Genomic DNA, 19,552 nt, shown 5'->3' on the forward strand with positions numbered 1-19,552 from the left:
AGCCATTGAAAAATTTAAGCGGTAAAAGTATCGAAAAGTAAAGGTATTAGCAACGAGTTTACCCTAACTTAATCAATTGTTACAATATTTTCATTTAATTTTGGTGCGCGTTCCATCAAAAGAGTTTTGGGCGTTGCGATTAACAGAATTACACAATTATGGAAGGAAAATATGATTTTGGATTGGTCGGTCTCGGGGTTATGGGACGCAATTTTATATTAAATGTCGCCGATAACGGTTTTTCGGCCTTTGGCCACGACCTCGATCCCGAAAAGGTCAAGGCCCTTAAGGAAGAAGGGGGCCATGAAGCCTCTGTAAACGCCTCGACAAGTATCAAGACCTTTGTACAGGCCCTAAAACAACCCCGCAAGATCATGTTGTTGGTACCCGCGGGGAAAATTGTCGATTCCGTAATTGAAAGCCTATTGACGCATATCGACAAAGGCGATATTATTATCGATGGCGGCAATTCCTTTTTTACCGATACCGACAGACGCGAAGCCTACCTTCAAGGAAGGGGCATTAACTTTTTTGGGGCCGGGGTTTCGGGAGGTGCCAAAGGCGCCCGTTTGGGCCCCAGCATTATGCCGGGAGGTTCAAAATCGGCCTACGCACACATCAAACCCATTTTCGAGGCGGTTGCGGCAAAATACAACGGGGAGCCCTGTGTTGCCTACCTAGGCCCCAAATCATCGGGCAATTACGTAAAAATGGTGCACAACGGCATTGAATATGGCCTTATGCAGTTGACTTCCGAAGTATACGACCTTTTAAGAAAGGCCGGGAAATTTTCGAACGCAGAGCTTCACGACACCTTTACCAAATGGAACGAAGGCCGGCTGCAATCGTTCTTGATCGAGATCACCTCTAAAATATTCAAGCAAAAGGACGACCTCGACCCGGGCAAGGGCGATTTATTGGACCAGATACTTGACAAGGCCAAACAAAAAGGCACCGGTAAATGGACAAGCCAGAACGCCATGGACCTGGGTATTCCCGTTCCCTCTATCGACATTGCGGTGAGTATGCGCGAAATATCGGCCCTGAAAGCCGAACGTACAGCTGCCGAGCAACTGTACGACAAGCCCGAGGTCGAGGTATTGGACAAGGCCGGGTTGGAAAAGATGGCCGAAGAGGCCCTGTACTTTTCGTTTATTATCACCTATGCCCAAGGCTTGCACCAATTGGCCGACGCCTCAAAGGAATACGACTACAACCTGAACATCGCCACCATAGCCAAAATATGGCGGGCAGGATGTATCATAAGGGCCGGACTCTTGGCCGACATCAGCGAGGCATTTGAGGAAAACCCCGACCTCCCCAACTTATTGGTTTCGCCACATTTCGTGGAAAAGGTCAAGGGAAGCGTGGCCTCTGCCCGAAGCTTGGTGGCCCATGCGGCCAAAAACGGCATTCCCTTGCCCGGATTGACAAATTCACTGACCTATTTCGACGCCTACACCGCTTCGCGACTGCCCTTGAACCTCATTCAGGCGCAACGCGATTACTTTGGCTCGCACACCTATGAAAGGCTCGACCAAGAAGGTATTTTTCATACCGAATGGGAATAAGACCATAAAGGGCCGCACGATGGAGCGGCCCTTGTTTTTTAGTACGGAGATAATAAATTACAGAAACACAGCACCACAAGATGAACTACGGCCGCTTTTTTTCAATTTGTATGATTCTTTTATTGGCCCAAAGTCTGTGCTCGTGCAAAAAAAACCAGGGCAAGGAGGTTCCGATTGAAATACTTGACGACCACACACTCGACGAGAGCCCGGATATCAATGCCATGGCCTCCCGTATACACGAGGTCTATGTTCCCATTTACTCCGACATCTACAATCAGACACGGGACACCCGTACCTTGCTTACCGCTACCCTAAGCATAAGAAACACCAGTATTCGCGACAGTCTGTTCATAAACAAAATCGATTACTACAATACCCAGGGCGACCTGGTCCGAAGTTATATCGATCAAAGCATCTACCTCCGCCCGATGGAGACCATAGACTATGTCATCGAACAAAAGGATACTTCGGGAGGCAGTGGTGCCAACTTCATTATCCATTGGTATGCCAAAAGGCCCCTTTCCCCTTTATTCCAGGCTGTTATGGTCGGCGGACTCGGAGCCCAGGCCTTTTCCTTCACCACGGAAGGCGTGGAAGTAGAACCCGAATAAGCGTTTAAAACCGGCCGAAAAAGTGTGCCGGCCATCGATCTCTCGGCCTTCTTCGGAGCATTTCTATTTCATTTTCCTATATTAGTCGTCCAAAGGGCTTTCCCCGTTAATCCTATACCGCCCTATATCCTTATGAAAAAATTCAAGCAATCGACTTTGGTTGGTTTTTTGTTATGCACCACTTTTGCCTTTGCCCAAAGTGATTCCCTATGGCAAAGGGACACCTTGGAATCTTTCTTAAACAAGTCAAATGCCGCCTACGACCTCTATCGCTATAAAGACGCCATTGAGTATGCCTCGGCCTTGGTAGAGAAAGGACAGGAATACAATCAAAAAGACTACGAATTTCTGGGATACGATCTTTTAGGGGCCATTTATGCCGAAACCAAAGATAGTGTACAGGGTAGGAAATACGCCGAAAAGGCCCTTGAGCTGGCCCGAAAATCGGGGCAGGACAGCCTGATTGCCTGGGGCGCCCTAAACCTGGGCATTCTGTATTCGGACAACAAAAACACCTTGGACATAGCCGTTCGCTATTTCGAGGAAAGCATCGCCGTCAACCAAAAACTAAAGGATTTCGATGAAGTCTACCTCACCTACATCAATCTGATATGGACGTATTTGGACAATGACCAGCCCAACAAGGCCTACAAGTATCTTCAAAAGGCCTCGGCCCTGCCTGCCGAAAAAATCGACAGCCTAAACAAGGTTTACCTCAACCTGTTGTACGGAAGGTACCACCTCTATCAAAAAAACTACGAAACGGCCGCATTGCAACTCGAGAATGCCGCCCTTTATGCCGATAGGGAAAACCATATCGACATCGCCATGGAGGCCTATGAATACCTATCACAACTATACAAGGAAACCGCCAACTTTGAGGAAGCCTACAACAAACTGGACAAGTACCACGACTATAGGGAAAAGGCCTATACCCTTAAAAAGCTGGAAGAAACGGAGAAAGCCAGGGCCAAATTCGAGCTCGAGCAAGCCCAAAAAGACCTAGAGGCCGCCCTAAAGGAACAACAATATTCCGAAGAGCTTATTTCAAAATCAAGGTCGCTGACCACCTTGCTCTTTACCGTGGTCACCATATTGCTTCTCTCCCTTTTAGGGGTCTATATTTTCTTTAGGACCCGAAAAAAGTACATCGACAACCTACAAATAAAAAACAAGGAGCTGGATACGGCCCGCGAAAAGGCCGAAAAGCTTTCCAAGATAAAAACCAAATTTCTTTCTACCGTTAGCCATGAACTGCGCACCCCATTGTACGGTGTCATCGGTATAGCAACGCTATTAAAGGAAGACAAGAACCTCAAGGCCTATGCCGAAGACCTCGATTCCCTGAAATTCTCTGCCGACTATCTGCTCTCGTTGATCAACGATGTGCTGTTGCTCAGCAAAATGGACGCCAACGCCATTTCCTTGTCCAAGGTGCCCTATAAGCTCGATATTTTGTTGAAAAATATTGTGCACTCCTTCGAATCGACCCTTAAAAAGAACGGTAACCGCCTACACCTTAACATTGACGATAACATACCCAACAACCTTATCGGCGATCCGGTCCGCTTATCACAGGTACTCATCAATTTGGTAGGAAACGCGATCAAATTTACCGAGAAGGGAAACATTTGGCTCGAGCTTCAACTTTTATCGAACGATGGCAACACCTATGAGACCCGATTTACCATTAAGGACGACGGGCCAGGAATTCCCCAAGAGTTGCAAAGCACCATATTCCATGAGTTTACCCAGGTTGAGAACAACAACCACAGCTACCAAGGAACGGGTCTCGGCCTTACCATAGTAAAGAAAATACTGAAACTGTACGGAAGCAAGATCTACCTCGACAGCCGACCCAACGAAGGTGCCGAGTTCAGCTTCACCTTAAATCTAAAAGCGCTCGACGAAGGGCCCTCGCCCGACAAGGAAGCCGACCAAACACTTGTGCCCCAAAATTTTGAACCGTCGGAACAAAAGGAAGTGCTGATCGTGGACGACAACAAAATCAACCAGAAGGTGACCCAGAAAACCTTGCAAAAACACAATATTGCATCGCGTCTGGCCGATGACGGTGCCCAAGCCATAGACCTATGTAAAAAACACGATTTCGACCTGATCCTGATGGATATCAACATGCCCAAAATGAACGGTATGGAAGCCTCGAAACACATTCGGAAGTTCAATAAAGAAGTGCCCATAATAGCGCTTACGGCGGTAGAACTCGAAGAAAACAGAATCGAAATACTAAATTCGGGTATCGACGCGATTGTCCATAAGCCCTATAACCTCACTAAATTTCTAGAGACGGTGACAAGCTACCTGAGCAAGAAAGAATGTGAGGAATCCGTTAAGGTCGACCAAAACCATCAACAAGACCAAGGGGGGTAAAAAACAATGTCAAAAGTACGCTACCATATCTACGTCGTAGAGCTTTCAAAGAAGGTCTTTACCGAAAACAGAAGGTTTCGCGAGGCCAACCCACAATTTAACGGGGTTCTCGAATGCCTCTATGTGGGCATGACCAGCAAAACCCCGAAGGAACGCTTCGAACAGCACAAAAAGGGAAGCTTAAGCAAAAAGGGACACAACCTATCTTCTTCTATCGTAAAGAAATATGGCCAATACCTGCGGGGAAGCCTTTACAACCACATCGCGCCGATCTCGTCAAGGGCCGAAGCCCTAAAACGGGAAGAAGCCCTGGCCCTTGAGCTTAGGAGAAAACGATATGCGGTCTGGTACAACTAAAAAAAGCACCTTCTTCAGGTGCTTTTTTTATCGAAACGCATTGTTCTATTTGCTCAAATACATTTTCCTTCGGGCATAAAGGTTATAAAACTCATCGTCCTTTAAATTCTCTATAAACAGGATGCTCTCCCCGGTACTCTTCATTTCAGGGCCTAGGTTCTTGTTGACGTTCGGAAATTTATTGAACGAGAAAACCGGTTGTTTGATGGCAAAGCCCTCAAGCTGCGGATTAAAGTTGAAATCCTTGATCTTCTTTTCGCCCAACATCACCTTGGTCGCATAATTGACATAGGGTTCCTTATAGGCCTTGGCGATAAAGGGTACGGTTCTCGAAGCCCTAGGGTTGGCCTCGATAATATAGACCATATCGTCCTTTATGGCGAATTGGATATTGATGAGTCCGACCGTGTTCAAGGCCAGGGCGATTTTCTTCGTATGGTCCTTTATCTGCTGTATTACAAACTCACCCAAGTTAAAGGGCGGCAAGGTGGCGTTCGAATCCCCGGAATGGATGCCACAAGGTTCGATATGCTCCATAATACCAATGATATAGACATCTTCCCCATCACAGATAGCGTCGGCCTCCGCTTCGATGGCACCGTCGAGGTAATGGTCCAAGAGGAGTTTGTTATTGGGTATTTTTCGCAAGAGATCGACCACATGTTCTTCAAGCTCCTCCTTGTTGATGACGATCTTCATCCCTTGTCCACCAAGCACGTAAGAGGGTCGCACCAGCAACGGGAAATCCAGCTCATCGGCCAATTGCAAGGCTTCATCGGCCGTTTCGGCAACGCCGAATCGGGGAAAGGGAATGTCGTTTTCCTTTAAAAGTTCCGAAAAACTGCCCCTGTCCTCTGCCAAATCGAGGGACTCAAAACTGGTTCCCAAAATCTTAATACCATACTTGGAGAGTTTCTCGGCCAGTTTCAAGGCCGTTTGCCCCCCTAGCTGAACAATTACACCTTCCGGTTTTTCGTGACGGATGATATCATAGATATGCTCCCAGAAAACCGGTTCGAAATACAATTTGTCGGCGGTGTCAAAATCGGTAGAAACCGTTTCGGGGTTACAATTGATCATAATGGTCTCGTAACCGCACTCGGACGCGGCCAATACACCGTGTACGCAACAATAATCGAACTCAATTCCCTGACCGATACGGTTAGGTCCAGACCCCAATACTATGATTTTCTTTTTGTCGCTGACCACGCTATCGTTCTCGACATACCTAGTTCCGTCAGGCTTTTCTATCTCCTCCTCGAAACTGGAATAATAATAAGGGGTCATGGCCTTGAATTCGGCCGCACAGGTATCTACGAGTTTATAGACCCTGTTGATGTTCATTTCCTCGGTACGTTTTTTGTGCACCTCGCTTTCGTAACAATCCAGCATATGGGCGATCTGGCGATCGGCAAAACCCTTTTGTTTGGCCTCGAGCATCAATTCCTTGGTCAAGGTGGCTATGGTATATGTTGAAATTTCCTTTTCGAGCAGGTAGAGTTCCTCGTATTGCTTTAAGAACCACATATCGATTTTCGTTATCTCATGGATCCTACTTAAGGGGATACCCATTTGAATGGCGTCGTAGATAACAAAGACCCGGTCCCAACTGGGAACGGTGAGTTTTTGGATGATCTGGTCGTAATTGGTATAGCCCTTGCCGTCGGCACCCAATCCGTTTCGTTTGATCTCGAGGGACTGTGTCGCCTTGTGCAGGGCTTCTTGGAAGGAGCGGCCGATACCCATCACTTCACCGACCGACTTCATCTGTAGGCCCAAGGTTCTGTCGGAGCCTTCGAACTTGTCAAAATTCCATCTTGGAATTTTTACGATTACGTAATCCAAGGTAGGTTCGAACAAGGCCGAGGTCGATTGGGTAATCTGGTTGTCCAGTTCGTCCAAATGGTAGCCTATGGCCAGTTTTGAGGCTATTTTCGCAATGGGGTAGCCCGTTGCCTTAGAAGCCAAGGCCGACGAACGCGACACCCTTGGGTTGATCTCGATGGCGATAATATCTTCCTGGTCATCGGGACTCACGGCAAACTGAACGTTACATCCCCCGGCGAAGTCGCCGATACTGCGCATCATATGGATGGCCATATCGCGCATTTTTTGGAAGGTACGGTCGGAGAGCGTCATTGCCGGGGCCACCGTGATGGAGTCTCCCGTATGTATCCCCATGGGATCCATATTTTCAATGGTACATATGATCACCACGTTGTCGTTCTTATCGCGAAGCAGCTCCAGCTCGTATTCCTTCCAACCCATCAAGGCCTTGTCGATCATCACCTCGTGAATGGGCGATATCTCGAGGCCACGGCTCAACAACTCGTCAAAATCCTCGGGCCTGTAGACGATGGAAGCCCCGGCCCCACCCAGTGTGTAAGAAGCCCTGATCACCAATGGAAAGCCGAACTCCTGGGCAATTTCCTTTCCCTTCAAGAAAGAAGTTGCCGTAGCCTGCGGGGCCATTCCTACCCCAATTTTCAGCATCAGTTCCCTAAATTTTTCCCTGTCCTCCGTAATATTGATGGCATTGATATCCACCCCGATGATCTCTACATCGAAGTCTTTCCAGATTCCCTTCTCATCCGCCTCTATACAAAGATTCAAGGCCGTTTGCCCACCCATTGTGGGAAGAACGGCATCGATTTGCGGATGTTCCCTTAAGATTTCCAAAATCGACTTGGTGGTGAGGGGTTTCAAATACACATGATCGGCCATGGTAGGGTCGGTCATGATCGTGGCCGGATTACTGTTGATCAAAATGGTCTCTATGCCATCTTCCCTCAAGCTTCGCAGCGCCTGCGATCCTGAATAATCAAACTCGCAAGCTTGACCAATAATTATTGGGCCTGAACCTATTATTAATATCGATTTTAAGTCTTCTCTTTTGGGCATTTCTCGTGTTCTTTTAAGCTTGGGTAATAAGTGATAAGATAGTGGATAATTTCCTGATTGGCCAAAAAAAAGGTGCTACTTAAAAAAAGTAACACCTATATTTCCTTATAAAAAATAGAATCATTATTTCTTATGTCTCGGCTCAGAGGATACAGACAATTTTTTTCTTCCTTTCGCCCGTCTACGAGCCAATACTTTTCTACCGTTTACAGAGGCCATTCGCTCTCTAAAACCGTGTTTGTTCCTTCTTTTACGCTTTGATGGCTGATATGTTCTTTTCTGTCCGGGCATTGTATTATCCTTTTCGTGGTTGAAAATCTGCGAAACCCTTCGCAAAATCTGGGCGCAAATATACGAAGAGTTTTTTCTTTGGCAAATAGATTTAAAAAAATATTTTTCGGGATTGCCTGCCCGCCTGCAATTGGTTTTTATTACATTTGCCGAAATCTGATTTTAGTAACAAAATCGACCTATGAGACACTTTTTCAGCCTCTTATTTCCCGTGCTTTTCGGAACGTTCAGCTTTGGGCAGACCACATTGGAGTACAATTTGGAAAAAGATGCTGTTTATACCATAAAACAGGAGGCCAAGCAGGTCATTACCCAAGAACTTGACGGGGCCACCCACGAATTGACCAACCTTATCGACGGGATCCTCGAGTTTAGGGTTTTGGGCCAACGTGACAGTATTTACGACATATCACTGACCTTTAGGGACCTAAACCTAAAAATGACCTCAAGCATTCAGGGAGAGCTTATGAACGTCAGCGCCAGGGAGGTAGACGAAACCAATATGCAATCGCAAATATTCCACAGCCTGTTAGACAAACCGGTCAATATCGCCCTGGCCAAGAACGGCGATATTCTGGAGGTAAAGGGAGGAAATGCCCTCGTTGCCGAAATGGCCGAGGCTTCGGGACTGGAAGACGAATTTTCGTTAAACATGATGAAAAAGTCCCTTGAAAAGGAATTTGGATCGGAAGCCCTTTCGAACAGCTACAAGCAAATGACCTTTATCTACCCTAAGAAAAAAGTGAAGATAGGCAGCCAGTGGAAAAACGAATATACCGGAAAACTACAGGCCAAAAACGTTTGGACCCTTGAGAACCTATCTTCGGAAACGGCATCGATCAGTGGTTTGGCCGACATAACCATGGACGTTACGGAAATGACCACGACCATGAAATTGTCCGGCTCCCAAAAAACAAGGATCACGACCGACCTGAACTCGGGATTCATCCGAAAAATGAGTGTGGAAGGTTTATCGAAAGGCGCCTCTACCATGGCGCAGATGGGAGACCAGGAAATACCCACCACCATCGAATCTACCATTAGCTACGAACTTATAGCCCCTGAAGTACAAACCAATTAATTATTACTTAAAATGTTCCACAAAAATATTAAGCTAGCCATAGCCGGACTCATCATCGCATATGCGGTCTATCAATTTATCGAAGGCAATATTGGAAACGGAATTTTTTTGATCTTACTCTCACTCATCTTTATCTTTCTATATTACAGAAACGAAATTATCCTGTTGGCCTTTTTGCGCATGAGGAAACAAGACCTGGAGGGCACCGAAAAATGGTTGCAAAAAATAAAAAACCCCGAAGCCGCCCTAATCACGAAGCAACAAGGTTACTACAACTACCTTTACGGGATCATTCACTCGCAAAAAAACCTGACCCAGGCCGAGAAATTTTTTAGAAAGGCCTTAAAATTGGGCCTTACCATGGATTACGATGTCGCAATGGCCAAGCTAAGCCTAGCGGGAATCGCCATGCAGAAAAGACGCAAACGGGAGGCCACTACCCTGTTGAACGAAGCCAAGAAACTTGACAAGAACAATATGCTCACCGAGCAAATAAAGATGATGCAGCAACAGATGAAGCGCATTTAAGGAAGGGCTTATCCCTTTTAAAAAGCCCCGGACCGCAAAGTCCGGGGCTTTTTGATTCCATTTTCGCTAGAGCAAGGGCGCCCATAGGCGACTGAACGATTCCTTAAGCTTACGCCGAACCCCCCGGTTTTTCCAACGCTCCGGTTCCACCCGGTCACAATCGTCCAGATCGGCCCTAAAAATATCGGCCATTCGTCTATTGCAAGCTTCGTCGTAGATCAAAGCGTTGATCTCGAAATTCAAGGCAAAGCTCCTATAATCGAGGTTGGCGGTACCCACCGACGCGAACCGGTCGTCGACCACCATGGTCTTGGCATGTACAAAGCCCTTGCGGTACCGATAGATCGCGATGCCCGATTCGAGGCACTCCCCGATATAGGAGTCCGAAGCGTACTGTGCGGCCCAGGAATCCGACGCATAGGGAAGGATGACGCGCACATCGACGCCACTCCTTGCAGCCGTGGCCAGGGCGGTTAGAATAGCCTCGTTGGGCATAAAGTAGGGCGTAGTGATATAAATGTGTTTCGTGGCGGAGTTGATGGCACAAAAATAGGCCTCCATGATATTGGCCCAGTCCGTATCGGGTCCGCTTGCCGCCACCTGAACGGCCACCGACCTTTGCGTATCGGGCTTGATGCCCGGAAAAAAGTGCTGCTCGATAGGCAGTTCACTTTTGGAGACAAAATTATAACTGAGCAAAAAGGAAGACTGAAGTGCCCCCACGGCCCCTCCCCGCAGCCTTAAGTGCATGTCGCGCCAATACCGCTCATTGTCGTACGAGTTGTCGTATTTACGATCGAGGTTGATTCCCCCGACATAGCCGATGGTACCGTCTATGACCACTATCTTCCTGTGATCCCGGTAATTGAGTTTACTGGTCGAATTGGAAAACAAGACCGGCATAAAGGGGTAATGCCGTACCCCCGCTTCGGTCATTTTACGCTTGTATTTTTTCGAGATGCTGCTCCCCACATCGTCGTAAATAAGCCTGACCCCTATTCCTTCACGGGCTTTTTCGCAGAGTATATCCATAAGCTCCTTTCCGAGCTCATCGTCGAAAACCACGAAATACTCCATATGGATATGGTGTTGGGCGGCCCTTAGGTCCTTTCTCAGCCGGGCGAACTTAACTTCCCCGTTAATGAGTATATCGACCTCGTTATCAAAGGTCAGCACGGCCTTTTCATTGTTTTTCAACAACTTGTAGATTTTGAATATCCCCTCGCCAAAAGCCTCTTCAAAATCTTCGCGTTCCCCTTGGTCCAAGCGAAATTTTTTTCGCCATTCCCGTATACGGTCATTGTCGAGAATGTACTTTTTTTCAAAAATCTTTGACTTTCTGTAATCCTGTCCGAAGAAGTAATAAACGACCAACCCCAGGACGGGCAAAATGGCCAGGGCAAAGAGAAAGGAAAGGGTTTTGACCGGGTTTTTGTTCTTAAGCATGATGACAAGGCAGAGAACAAAAACCAATATGTAGTTGATGGCCAATACAATGGGCACCAGGTTTTCCTTACCAAAACGCAGAAGAGTTTCCATCCTTTATAGTCGCACCATGGCATACGGATTTATATGCCAAGGCTTATAAAGGTGGTAAAATATGGGCTAAAAAACTACTACATTCGGCACCAATGTGGACGCAAATTTACTTGGAGGTTTTATAGTACCCCTTGTACGGGATCTCAATGATGTATTTTTTACCCGAACTGTTGTTAAGATGGGGTTCGCGCAACCAGGGATTGTGCCGTTTCAAGATCTTGTAGTTGATCTCGTATTGCTTGGCGAAATCGGCAAAGCTCAAAATAGGTTCGTCGACCTCTACCTTAAAGGTAGGCACCGCTTTGTACATATCCTCTTCGTCTATGTCGAAACCGTATTTTTCAGGATGGCTTAAAATTTCCTTTATGGCCATGATCCTGAACACGTACCTTCCGGTTTCCTGCCCCAGTAGAAGGTCGTAATAATCGTCGACCTGCTGAATGCCCAGGTATTTGTTGATGGCCCCCGCCCCCGCATTATAGGAAGCCGCGGTCAAGGTCCAATTGCCATACTTCTCCTTGTACTTTTTTAGGTAGGCACAGGCCACCTCTGTCGATTTCTCAAGGTGGTAGCGCTCATCGACATTGCTGTTGATCTCCAGGCCATACTCGCGACCGGTCGCCTTCATGATCTGCCAAAACCCGGTGGCACCGGCATGCGACACCACATTTTGCAAGCCGCTTTCGGCCACTGCCAGGTATTTAAAATCATCGGGGACCCCGTTTTTGGCCAAAATAGGTTCGATGATAGGAAAATATTTATGGGCCCTTTTTATCAAGAGTACGGCATTCGACTGCCAATAGGTGTTCACCAAAAACTCACGATCGATACGCTCCATGATCTCCGGATCGTCCAAGGGTACTTTTTCCCCGGCAAAATTCAAGTCTTCAGGAATATCGATTGCCGAAATGCGATACGTATCGGCCACGTTTTTCTCTACATCGTTTTCAGCGACGTCCTCGGTGCCGCCATCAGTGGCGTCGGCCTCGCCCTGTACCGCAAAAATTAGGGTGCTCACTACAAAAAAGACACCCAACAGCATTAAAATATTCTTTAGAATCTTCATTTTTTTTTGGATTGATCGTTTATCAAAGTTAATACTACAACTCACTTATTGCAAAATAATTGTCGGTAAGTTCTCATTAAACCATTTTGCCCTATGGATTATCATGGCATGGGTGCCGTTTTTGACCCTTATACAGTCCTTTATGTATCGGATCGGGAAAACGGTGTCTTTCTCTCCCTGTATATGGACCAAATCGGCCCGGCATCCGCTTGACCGCCAATTTACGATCTGGTCGATCGACCAGTCCAGGTAATGTTTGTCGCGTATCGATAGGTACTCTTCGTAAAGGGCCAGGCGTTTCGGCACCGTTTCCCCAAAGGCATACTTGGCCAAAAGCTCCATATTGTTTACCAATCCCGTAGGCAAGAGCTTGTGCACCTTGGTGTATTTGGCAAAGATCATCCGTTTGGGCAATTCGGCCTCACTTTTTACGCTCGATACCACGACAACCTTTCGTACCGGCATCTGGTTGGCCATTTCCTGTACCAACATCCCCCCAAAGGAAACCCCCAACAAGACGGGGTCGGGGTGCTCTATTCGCTCGATCATTTTTTGGGCATAGGCTTCAATGCCCATATTTTTTTCAGGCAAGAACCAATCCAAGAGATGGGTCTCAAAAATAGCTTCGGGCAAATTGATGTGCTTGAAGATCGAAGGATTGGCCGCCATGCCCGGCATAAAATAAACATGGACCTTATTTCTCGACATAAGTATTAACCCAAGGATTATTAGGAATTTAACAATTTTTTCACTACTTTTGTTGCGGACTTTGGGGGAAATCCATCGTTTACTTAACAAGAGCAAAAGTATAGAAAATTACGATTGGGGAGCATCGTAATTTTTTTGTCCAATGCAACTACAAAAATCAATCTATATGAATGAAGTCGAAATTAAGGACAACAGTTTCTTGCGCCAATTTGAAACTAAGGTCGAAGGTAAATTGGCCAAAATCGAATACTCTTCGCAAGAAAGAAAGGTGTTTTTAACCAAATTGGTCATTCCCGAAGGAATTACCACAGAAGGATTCAAAGAGGATTTCATCAAATCCGTTCTTCATCACATTCAGGAGCAAAACCAAAGAGTTGTTCCAACAAGCCCACAAATTGCAGGATTCTTACGGAAGAACAGACAGTACAAAGAGATGCTGCCCGTAGGTATCCGAATCTAAAAGTATGCTCTAGTATTAGTTTGAAAAAATAGTCCCTTACATCGGGACTATTTTTTTTGCCCCTGTTCTATGCCCGGACCGGGGTCTCCAAAAACTCAAGGCGCACCAGGCCGGTTTCATCGATTTCGGTGAGTTTCACGCGATGCAGGGTATTCACAAGGCCCGGATCCCACGGCGCCATCACCTTGACGTAGTTTTCGGTAAACCCGTGAATATAGCCTTCCTTGTTTTCCCCTTCGAAAAGTACGGTGCGCGTACTGTTCAATTGGCTCTCATAAAAAGCCCTTCGCTTCTTGGCCGATAGGCCGCGCAACATTTTGCTTCTTTTATGGCGTATGTTTTTCGGCACGGCACCTTCCATGGTCGAGGCGGGTGTATTTTCCCTTTCGGAATAGGTAAAAACATGCAGGTAGGAAATGTCGAGCTCGTTCAAAAAGTGATAGGTTTCCAAAAAGTGTTCATCGGTCTCCCCGGGAAAACCGACAATAACATCCACACCTATACAGGCATGGGGCATTACCTCCTTAATTTGACGGACCCTGTCGACATATAATTTGCTCATGTACCTGCGGCGCATTTTCTTTAAAATGGCATCGCTTCCACTTTGCAGGGGGATATGAAAATGGGGAACGAAAGACCTGCTTTCGGCCACAAAATTTATGGTCTCGTTTTTTAACAGGTTGGGCTCTATAGACGAAATGCGCAGGCGGTGAATACCCTCTACCTTGTCCAAGGCCCTCACCAGGTCAAGAAAAGTGTGCTCGTGCTTCTTGTTCCCGAATTCCCCCTTGCCGTAATCTCCGATATTGACCCCGGTCAAGACGATTTCCTTGATGCCCTGTGCCGAGATTTCCGCCGCATTTTTCAGGACATTGTCCAAGGTATCGCTCCTCGAAATTCCGCGGGCCAACGGAATGGTACAATAGGTGCATTTGTAGTCGCACCCGTCCTGTACCTTCAAAAAGGCCCTTGTACGGTCTCCAATGGCGTAACTGCCCACATAAAAATCGGCATCCTCTATTTCGCAGGAGTGCACCTCACCAAAATCATTTTTGGTCAGGTCGTTGATATAATCGGTTATTTTGAACTTTTCGGTGGCCCCGAGCACAAGGTCGACCCCATCGACAGCCGCCAGTTCCTCGGGCTTTAGTTGCGCATAACAGCCAATGGCGGCAATAAAGGCCTGGGGATTCACTTTCTGGGCCTGCTTGACGATCGTCTTAAAGCGCTTATCGGCATTTTCGGTTACCGAACAGGTATTGATAACGTACATATCGGCCTTTTCGGAAAAGTCTACGCGCTGAAAGCCTTCCTCTTGAAAACCCCTGGCAATGGTAGACGTTTCGGAAAAGTTCAGCTTACAGCCCAAGGTATAAAAAGCGACTTTCTTTTTCATGCGGCCCAATTACGTTTTCGGGCTGCAAATATACGAACTTAGAACCATATCAGGGTATTGCAAAGGCAAGAACGGAAAAAGCGTATGCATCAAAGGCGAACCAGCCCGGTTGCCAAACGATGGCAGGGTACAAAGCACTTTGCGACGAACGCATCCCGGAAAGAAAAAACGAGGGCTCACCGCCCGGAACAGGGATACGTACCTTCCCTTAATAATTACGCCATTTTTTGGTCAGTTCGAATACGTGTTCCAATATCTTGGCATCCTGTTCGCCGAACTCCACTCCCCTTCTGGCCATCATTACCTTGGCGGCGTCGAAAGCCTTTGCCGGCGCATAGGTCGAAAACCCCGAAGCCCCTCCCCAGCTAAAACTGGGAACGAAGTTCCTCGGAAAACCCGGCACATAGATATTGCAGTTGACCCCTATGACCGTACCCGTATTGAACATGGTATTGATGGCCGTTTTGCTATGATCGCCCATCATCAAGCCACAAAACTGGAGTCCCGTTTGCTCAAAACGTTCGGTCGCATAATTCCACAGCCTTACCTTGGCGTAGTTGTTCTTGAGGTTGGAGTTGTTCGAATCGGCACCGATATTGCACCATTCGCCCAAGACGGCATTGCCCAAATAACCTTCATGGCCTTTGCTCGAATAGCCAAAAATTACCGAATTGCTTATCTCACCGCAAACCTTGCCATAGGGCCCGACCGTAGTGGCCCCGTATATTTTGGCCCCCATTTTTACAACGGCATTGTTGCAAAGGGCGAAGGCTCCACGTATGAGGTTACCTTCCCAAACCTGGGAATCCCTTCCCAGATAAATGGGTCCGTCCGTGGCGTTCAGGATACTGTGCTCGACCTGGGCCCCCTCTTCGGCAAAAATGCGTTCTGGGTGGATTAGGGTATTTGTATTTGAAATGGGAGCGCTTTCCCGTCCTTCGGTCAAAAGGTCGAAATCTTCCTGAAGGGCCCGATCGTTCTTCGAAAAGATATCCCATGTATTGACAACGCGTAGCGCCTCTCCTTCATACTCTATATGCCTATAGCTAGAAAAGTCGACCTCTTCCTGGGTTTCCCGGGCGTAAAAGGCTATGACCTCCTCCCCTTGAAATATGGCCTCGTTTTCCCTTAGCCCGGTGACCATCTCGACGAGGGTCCGGTTCGGAAGAAAGGATGCGTTTATAAGTACGTTTTCCTCCATTTCGACCATAGGATATTTTTCGGAAAGGTAGTCTTCGGTAATCGTAGTGGTCGTATAGCCCAGATACTTTTCCCATTTTTCGCGAATGGTAAGGATCCCTATTCGTATATCGGCCACGGGGCGGGTAAAGGTAAAGGGCAAGAGGTTTTCCCTTACCGTACCGTCAAAAAGTATATAGTTCATTAGTTAGTCAACTTTCGATAAAATTACGTAATCTAAAGACGATAAAAGCCTTGAAATATTGCCAACTGGTCAGGGAAACAAAAAATAAAGTCCAAATAGAACAACTTCCTCATTGTCAAATACCCCCAACAAAAAACGCCTTCGGTGTATCGAAGGCGTCTTATATATATTAAAAACCGGCTTATTTTTTATCCGCTTCGGCATCTTCAGCCTTGGCAGCAGGTTTCTTCTTAAATTTCTCGTACTTGCTCTTGAACTTGTCGATACGTCCTGCCGTATCCAAGAATTTGGCTTTTCCTGTGTAAAAGGGATGCGAGGTTCTCGAGATTTCAAGTTTTACCAAAGGATACTCAACACCATCCACTTCGATAGTTTCCTTGGTTTCCGCGGTAGATTTAGTCAAAAACACATCGTCGTTCGACATGTCCTTAAAGGCGACCAACCTATAATTTTCTGGGTGTATATTCTTTTTCATTCTTCTAAAATTTAACGCACCCATTCCAACAGGCACTCATTTTAAGGCTGCAAATTTAGCCTTTTTTCCTTAACCTACAATCTTAAAGCCAAAAAAAAGAGCCCTAGTATCCAAAAAAAATTATCAAGTTCATCAAACAAGGGCGAGCCGACCTTTGCGATAACAAAAAGGGCAAGGTATACGGGTTTGCGCCAACAGCTTAGCAACTGTACCGCTTCCGAATCCCAAAAACACCAACAAACCTTGGGCCGAAGATGCCTCCACCCCAAGACAAACAACCGGTAGGGCTTTAAACCTCCGCTTTACTCACAATCATAGGTGATAGCCACATCCGCCTCATATTCCAATATCAGCCTCTCAAAAATATTGTTGATATCAAATTTTTCCTTATCGCTACAACGGGAATCGGTGTTAAAGTCTTCTTCCTCTTGTTCCACTTCCTCCAAAAAAGCCTGGGCAAGTCGCAATTGGGCCTCACACTGTTCCAAGGTATAATAGGTACCGTCGGGATTTCTGATTTTCGCAATTTGTTGATCGTAGCTTTCGTCATAACCTTCCAAGAATTCGATCCATTCCTTGGCACATTCCGATTGTTCTTCTTCCCCATCGTCTTCGATACACCCCATATTTATAATTATCAATAGTAATGGGAATAATAGTCTCGTTTTCATTTTTAAAATTTATAACATTAATACATATTTGAACTCTAATTCTTACTCATTTTTCTTCTACCCGTACCACAAAAAAGCAGACCGCTACCTCTTTCCCAACTCCCTTTGCCCTTATCAGGTCGGTTCGGCGACATCCCCAACCTTGGTATGCCCTACGCCTATCGGTATTACGGGCCGCCCCGATCACATCCAAAAGGAACCGTTCGGGCTATATGGCCGATAGAGCGATTACGGGGAGTAGCACCCCTAAAGGGCCCTTCACGGAATTCGACTCCAATTTAAACCCTATCTAGGGCCTACAGAATAACACATTGAAGATTTACGGTCGGGGGAACCGTTGAAGAAAATCCCCATTTTGTTTACGTAATAGAAGGAACAATTTCCGTTTCTATCCTATCTTTGCCGAGCAAAGCATTCATAAGCGATTGTTTTTAAGACGATTACACCTTATGGCACAGATACGCAAAACCCTATATTTCAATCCAAATTAAGATTTTAATCACCGCAATGTAACAAAAAGATGATTTAAATCACTCATACAACTGTACAACAACAACCTAAATATACTAAAATGGAAGACAATCAACCCAAAACGGGGAAAATCGCACTAAAATATGGGCTAATTATAGGGATTATCGGCATTGTGTTCAACCTCATGCTGTATTCCCAAGACCTTCATTACCAGATTGACATAAAACGCATATTGTTTACCATAGGCCTTGGCTTGATCTTTATAGTTGTGGGGTCGATCATTGGGATCAAGGAATTCAAAAAACAAAACAACGGATACGTCAGTTTTGGCGAAGGAATGAAAATCGGTATAGGAATGGCCTTGATATCGGGTATTATCGGCATAATTTTCAGTTTTGTACTGACCAAGGTCATCGATCCCGAAATGGAACAGAAGGCCATAGAATATGCAACGAACATGATGTTGGAATCGGGAATGGATCCGGAAGCCATAGACAAGCAAATGGAAAGCCAAAAAAACCCCAATGTACTTTGGAAGGTTGCGGGAGGACTTATTTTTAATCTTTTCATTGGGTTTGTCGGCTCCTTGTTTCCCGCCTTGATCCTAAAAAAACAAAAACCCGAGTATTGATTGCAAAGTTGTATTTTTGGGCAGACCTATAGCATAACTCAATGGATCTTTCCATCGTAATACCCCTTCTTAACGAAGAAGAATCCCTCATCGAATTGCACGATTGGATCGTTGGCGTAATGGATTCCAACGGTTATTCGTACGAGATTATTTTCATAGACGACGGTAGTACCGACGGCTCTTGGAAACGGATAGACCGTTTGGCAAGTCAGAACAAGCACGTAAAGGGTATTCGTTTCGTTAAGAATTTTGGAAAGTCCCAAGCCTTGCACGCCGGCTTCAAGGCCGCACAGGGCGATGTGGTGATTACCATGGATGCCGACCTGCAAGACAACCCCGAGGAAATTCCGGAACTTTACCGCCTGATCAAGGAAGATAAATTCGATATGGTCTCCGGGTGGAAAAAGAAAAGGTACGATTCGGTCATCTCCAAGAACCTTCCCTCCAAATTGTTCAATTGGGCCGCCCGCACGACCTCGGGCGTAAAACTGCACGACTTTAATTGCGGACTGAAGGCCTTTGACCATAAAGTGATCAAGAACATAGAGGTTTCGGGCGAAATGCACAGGTACATTCCCGTGCTGGCCAAAAATGCGGGCTTTGGCAAAATCGGGGAAAAGGTGGTGCGCCACCAGGCCCGAAAATACGGCAGCACCAAATTTGGCATGGAACGTTTTATCAACGGTTTTCTCGATCTGTTGACCATTTGGTTCGTCTCGAAGTTCGGCCGCCAACCCATGCACTTGTTCGGGGCCTTGGGCGTCCTCATGTTCATCATCGGCTTTGGTTTCGCCCTCTATTTGGGCATCGACAAACTATTTATCAACCCCTACGGCCGGTTGATTACCGACAGGCCCCAGTTTTTTATCTCGCTCACTGCCATGATCATAGGAACCCAGTTGTTTTTGGCCGGATTTTTAGGTGAGATTTTGATACGTTCCCGAAAAAACGAGGCCCGGTATACCGTTTCGGAAGAAATCAATGTCGACCCACTTAAACAACAATATTCTTCTTAAA

18 protein-coding genes are annotated in these 19,552 nt (G+C 46.4%); 9 read left to right on the forward strand and 9 right to left on the reverse strand.

The genetic code is table 11. From position 1 onward, the window contains the following. The first annotated feature begins 158 nt into the window (after window positions 1-158). The 4 genes from gndA (at window position 159) to BUB37_RS07385 (ending at window position 4,933) form a co-directional block, all read left to right on the forward strand. Complete coding sequence (gene gndA, locus BUB37_RS07370; RefSeq protein WP_072991108.1) at window positions 159-1,571, forward strand: NADP-dependent phosphogluconate dehydrogenase; 1,413 nt, start codon at window positions 159-161, stop codon at window positions 1,569-1,571. A gap of 110 nt (window positions 1,572-1,681) precedes the next feature. Further along, window positions 1,682-2,185: a DUF3124 domain-containing protein gene (locus BUB37_RS07375; RefSeq protein ID WP_170863130.1), complete on the forward strand. Its 504-nt coding sequence runs from the start codon at window positions 1,682-1,684 to the stop codon at window positions 2,183-2,185. Between the two features lie 132 nt (window positions 2,186-2,317). Then, window positions 2,318-4,576 carry a tetratricopeptide repeat-containing hybrid sensor histidine kinase/response regulator gene (locus BUB37_RS07380; RefSeq protein ID WP_072991133.1) on the forward strand — a complete coding sequence of 753 codons (2,259 nt, stop codon included), beginning with the start codon at window positions 2,318-2,320 and terminating at the stop codon, window positions 4,574-4,576. 6 nt (window positions 4,577-4,582) lie between these two features. Further along, on the forward strand, window positions 4,583-4,933 hold the full coding sequence (locus BUB37_RS07385) for a GIY-YIG nuclease family protein (protein WP_072991136.1): 351 nt from the start codon (window positions 4,583-4,585) through the stop codon (window positions 4,931-4,933). Window positions 4,934-4,978: 45 nt separating this feature from the next. Here the strand turns inward: BUB37_RS07385 and carB are convergent, their stop codons facing one another. Both carB and rpmH read right to left on the reverse strand, forming a co-directional pair. Then, window positions 4,979-7,834: a carbamoyl-phosphate synthase large subunit gene (carB, locus tag BUB37_RS07390; protein ID WP_072991139.1), complete on the reverse strand. Its 2,856-nt coding sequence runs from the start codon at window positions 7,832-7,834 to the stop codon at window positions 4,979-4,981. 123 nt (window positions 7,835-7,957) lie between these two features. Then, a complete protein-coding gene (rpmH, locus tag BUB37_RS07395) occupies window positions 7,958-8,125 on the reverse strand; it encodes a 50S ribosomal protein L34 (RefSeq protein WP_072991142.1) in 168 nt (55 codons plus the stop codon). 181 nt (window positions 8,126-8,306) lie between these two features. On the opposite strand from rpmH, the gene BUB37_RS07400 reads away from it, so the two are divergent. Together BUB37_RS07400 and BUB37_RS07405 are read left to right on the forward strand one after the other, a co-directional pair. Next, entirely contained in the window at window positions 8,307-9,206 is a 900-nt protein-coding gene (locus BUB37_RS07400; RefSeq protein WP_072991145.1) for a DUF6263 family protein, read from the forward strand. Window positions 9,207-9,218: 12 nt separating this feature from the next. Continuing rightward, entirely contained in the window at window positions 9,219-9,734 is a 516-nt protein-coding gene (locus BUB37_RS07405) for a hypothetical protein (RefSeq protein ID WP_072991149.1), read from the forward strand. 66 nt (window positions 9,735-9,800) lie between these two features. On the opposite strand, the gene cls is transcribed toward BUB37_RS07405, so the two are convergent. The 3 genes from cls to BUB37_RS07420 form a co-directional block, all read right to left on the reverse strand. Continuing rightward, the gene (gene cls / locus BUB37_RS07410; protein WP_072991152.1) at window positions 9,801-11,273 is read right to left on the reverse strand and encodes a cardiolipin synthase; all 1,473 of its coding nucleotides are present in this window, start codon (window positions 11,271-11,273) and stop codon (window positions 9,801-9,803) included. A 106-nt stretch (window positions 11,274-11,379) separates the two neighbouring features. Further along, on the reverse strand, window positions 11,380-12,339 hold the full coding sequence (locus BUB37_RS07415) for a lytic transglycosylase domain-containing protein (RefSeq protein WP_072991155.1): 960 nt from the start codon (window positions 12,337-12,339) through the stop codon (window positions 11,380-11,382). Between the two features lie 45 nt (window positions 12,340-12,384). Further along, window positions 12,385-13,047 carry an alpha/beta fold hydrolase gene (locus BUB37_RS07420; RefSeq protein ID WP_072991158.1) on the reverse strand — a complete coding sequence of 221 codons (663 nt, stop codon included), beginning with the start codon at window positions 13,045-13,047 and terminating at the stop codon, window positions 12,385-12,387. 166 nt (window positions 13,048-13,213) lie between these two features. On the opposite strand from BUB37_RS07420, the gene BUB37_RS07425 reads away from it, so the two are divergent. Continuing rightward, a complete protein-coding gene (locus BUB37_RS07425) occupies window positions 13,214-13,507 on the forward strand; it encodes a GNAT family N-acetyltransferase (RefSeq protein WP_072992629.1) in 294 nt (97 codons plus the stop codon). A gap of 67 nt (window positions 13,508-13,574) precedes the next feature. Here BUB37_RS07425 and mtaB read toward each other — a convergent pair whose 3' ends face one another. The 4 genes from mtaB to BUB37_RS07450 form a co-directional block, all read right to left on the reverse strand. Beyond that, entirely contained in the window at window positions 13,575-14,903 is a 1,329-nt protein-coding gene (mtaB, locus tag BUB37_RS07430; RefSeq protein WP_072991161.1) for a tRNA (N(6)-L-threonylcarbamoyladenosine(37)-C(2))-methylthiotransferase MtaB, read from the reverse strand. 208 nt (window positions 14,904-15,111) lie between these two features. After that, window positions 15,112-16,287: a GlmU family protein gene (locus BUB37_RS07435; RefSeq protein ID WP_072991164.1), complete on the reverse strand. Its 1,176-nt coding sequence runs from the start codon at window positions 16,285-16,287 to the stop codon at window positions 15,112-15,114. 181 nt (window positions 16,288-16,468) lie between these two features. Beyond that, entirely contained in the window at window positions 16,469-16,762 is a 294-nt protein-coding gene (locus tag BUB37_RS07440; protein WP_072991167.1) for a type B 50S ribosomal protein L31, read from the reverse strand. Between the two features lie 302 nt (window positions 16,763-17,064). Next, window positions 17,065-17,433 (reverse strand): hypothetical protein, encoded by a 369-nt coding sequence (locus tag BUB37_RS07450; protein ID WP_139278086.1) that lies wholly within the window; start codon window positions 17,431-17,433, stop codon window positions 17,065-17,067. Window positions 17,434-18,004: 571 nt separating this feature from the next. Here BUB37_RS07450 and BUB37_RS07455 point away from each other — a divergent pair. Then, window positions 18,005-18,535 (forward strand): DUF4199 domain-containing protein, encoded by a 531-nt coding sequence (locus tag BUB37_RS07455; protein WP_072991176.1) that lies wholly within the window; start codon window positions 18,005-18,007, stop codon window positions 18,533-18,535. A gap of 41 nt (window positions 18,536-18,576) precedes the next feature. Then, a complete protein-coding gene (locus tag BUB37_RS07460) occupies window positions 18,577-19,551 on the forward strand; it encodes a glycosyltransferase family 2 protein (protein ID WP_072991179.1) in 975 nt (324 codons plus the stop codon). The last annotated feature ends 1 nt before the right edge of the window (window position 19,552 follow it).

Origin of the sequence: Pseudozobellia thermophila (genome assembly GCF_900141855.1) — a bacterium.
Taxonomy (GTDB): Bacteria; Bacteroidota; Bacteroidia; order Flavobacteriales; family Flavobacteriaceae; genus Pseudozobellia; species Pseudozobellia thermophila.

Excerpts from the sequence above, each read along its gene's own strand:
- gndA (WP_072991108.1), top strand. The coding sequence starts at position 159 with ATGGAAGGAAAATATGATTTTGGATTGGTCGGTCTCGGGGTTATGGGA.
- BUB37_RS07375 (WP_170863130.1), top strand. The coding sequence starts at position 1,682 with ATGATTCTTTTATTGGCCCAAAGTCTGTGCTCGTGCAAAAAAAACCAG.
- BUB37_RS07380 (WP_072991133.1), top strand. The coding sequence starts at position 2,318 with ATGAAAAAATTCAAGCAATCGACTTTGGTTGGTTTTTTGTTATGCACC.
- BUB37_RS07385 (WP_072991136.1), top strand. The coding sequence starts at position 4,583 with ATGTCAAAAGTACGCTACCATATCTACGTCGTAGAGCTTTCAAAGAAG.
- carB (WP_072991139.1), bottom strand. The coding sequence starts at position 7,834 with ATGCCCAAAAGAGAAGACTTAAAATCGATATTAATAATAGGTTCAGGC.
- rpmH (WP_072991142.1), bottom strand. The coding sequence starts at position 8,125 with ATGCCCGGACAGAAAAGAACATATCAGCCATCAAAGCGTAAAAGAAGG.
- BUB37_RS07400 (WP_072991145.1), top strand. The coding sequence starts at position 8,307 with ATGAGACACTTTTTCAGCCTCTTATTTCCCGTGCTTTTCGGAACGTTC.
- BUB37_RS07405 (WP_072991149.1), top strand. The coding sequence starts at position 9,219 with ATGTTCCACAAAAATATTAAGCTAGCCATAGCCGGACTCATCATCGCA.
- cls (WP_072991152.1), bottom strand. The coding sequence starts at position 11,273 with ATGGAAACTCTTCTGCGTTTTGGTAAGGAAAACCTGGTGCCCATTGTA.
- BUB37_RS07415 (WP_072991155.1), bottom strand. The coding sequence starts at position 12,339 with ATGAAGATTCTAAAGAATATTTTAATGCTGTTGGGTGTCTTTTTTGTA.
- BUB37_RS07420 (WP_072991158.1), bottom strand. The coding sequence starts at position 13,047 with ATGTCGAGAAATAAGGTCCATGTTTATTTTATGCCGGGCATGGCGGCC.
- BUB37_RS07425 (WP_072992629.1), top strand. The coding sequence starts at position 13,214 with ATGAATGAAGTCGAAATTAAGGACAACAGTTTCTTGCGCCAATTTGAA.
- mtaB (WP_072991161.1), bottom strand. The coding sequence starts at position 14,903 with ATGAAAAAGAAAGTCGCTTTTTATACCTTGGGCTGTAAGCTGAACTTT.
- BUB37_RS07435 (WP_072991164.1), bottom strand. The coding sequence starts at position 16,287 with ATGAACTATATACTTTTTGACGGTACGGTAAGGGAAAACCTCTTGCCC.
- BUB37_RS07440 (WP_072991167.1), bottom strand. The coding sequence starts at position 16,762 with ATGAAAAAGAATATACACCCAGAAAATTATAGGTTGGTCGCCTTTAAG.
- BUB37_RS07450 (WP_139278086.1), bottom strand. The coding sequence starts at position 17,433 with ATGAAAACGAGACTATTATTCCCATTACTATTGATAATTATAAATATG.
- BUB37_RS07455 (WP_072991176.1), top strand. The coding sequence starts at position 18,005 with ATGGAAGACAATCAACCCAAAACGGGGAAAATCGCACTAAAATATGGG.
- BUB37_RS07460 (WP_072991179.1), top strand. The coding sequence starts at position 18,577 with ATGGATCTTTCCATCGTAATACCCCTTCTTAACGAAGAAGAATCCCTC.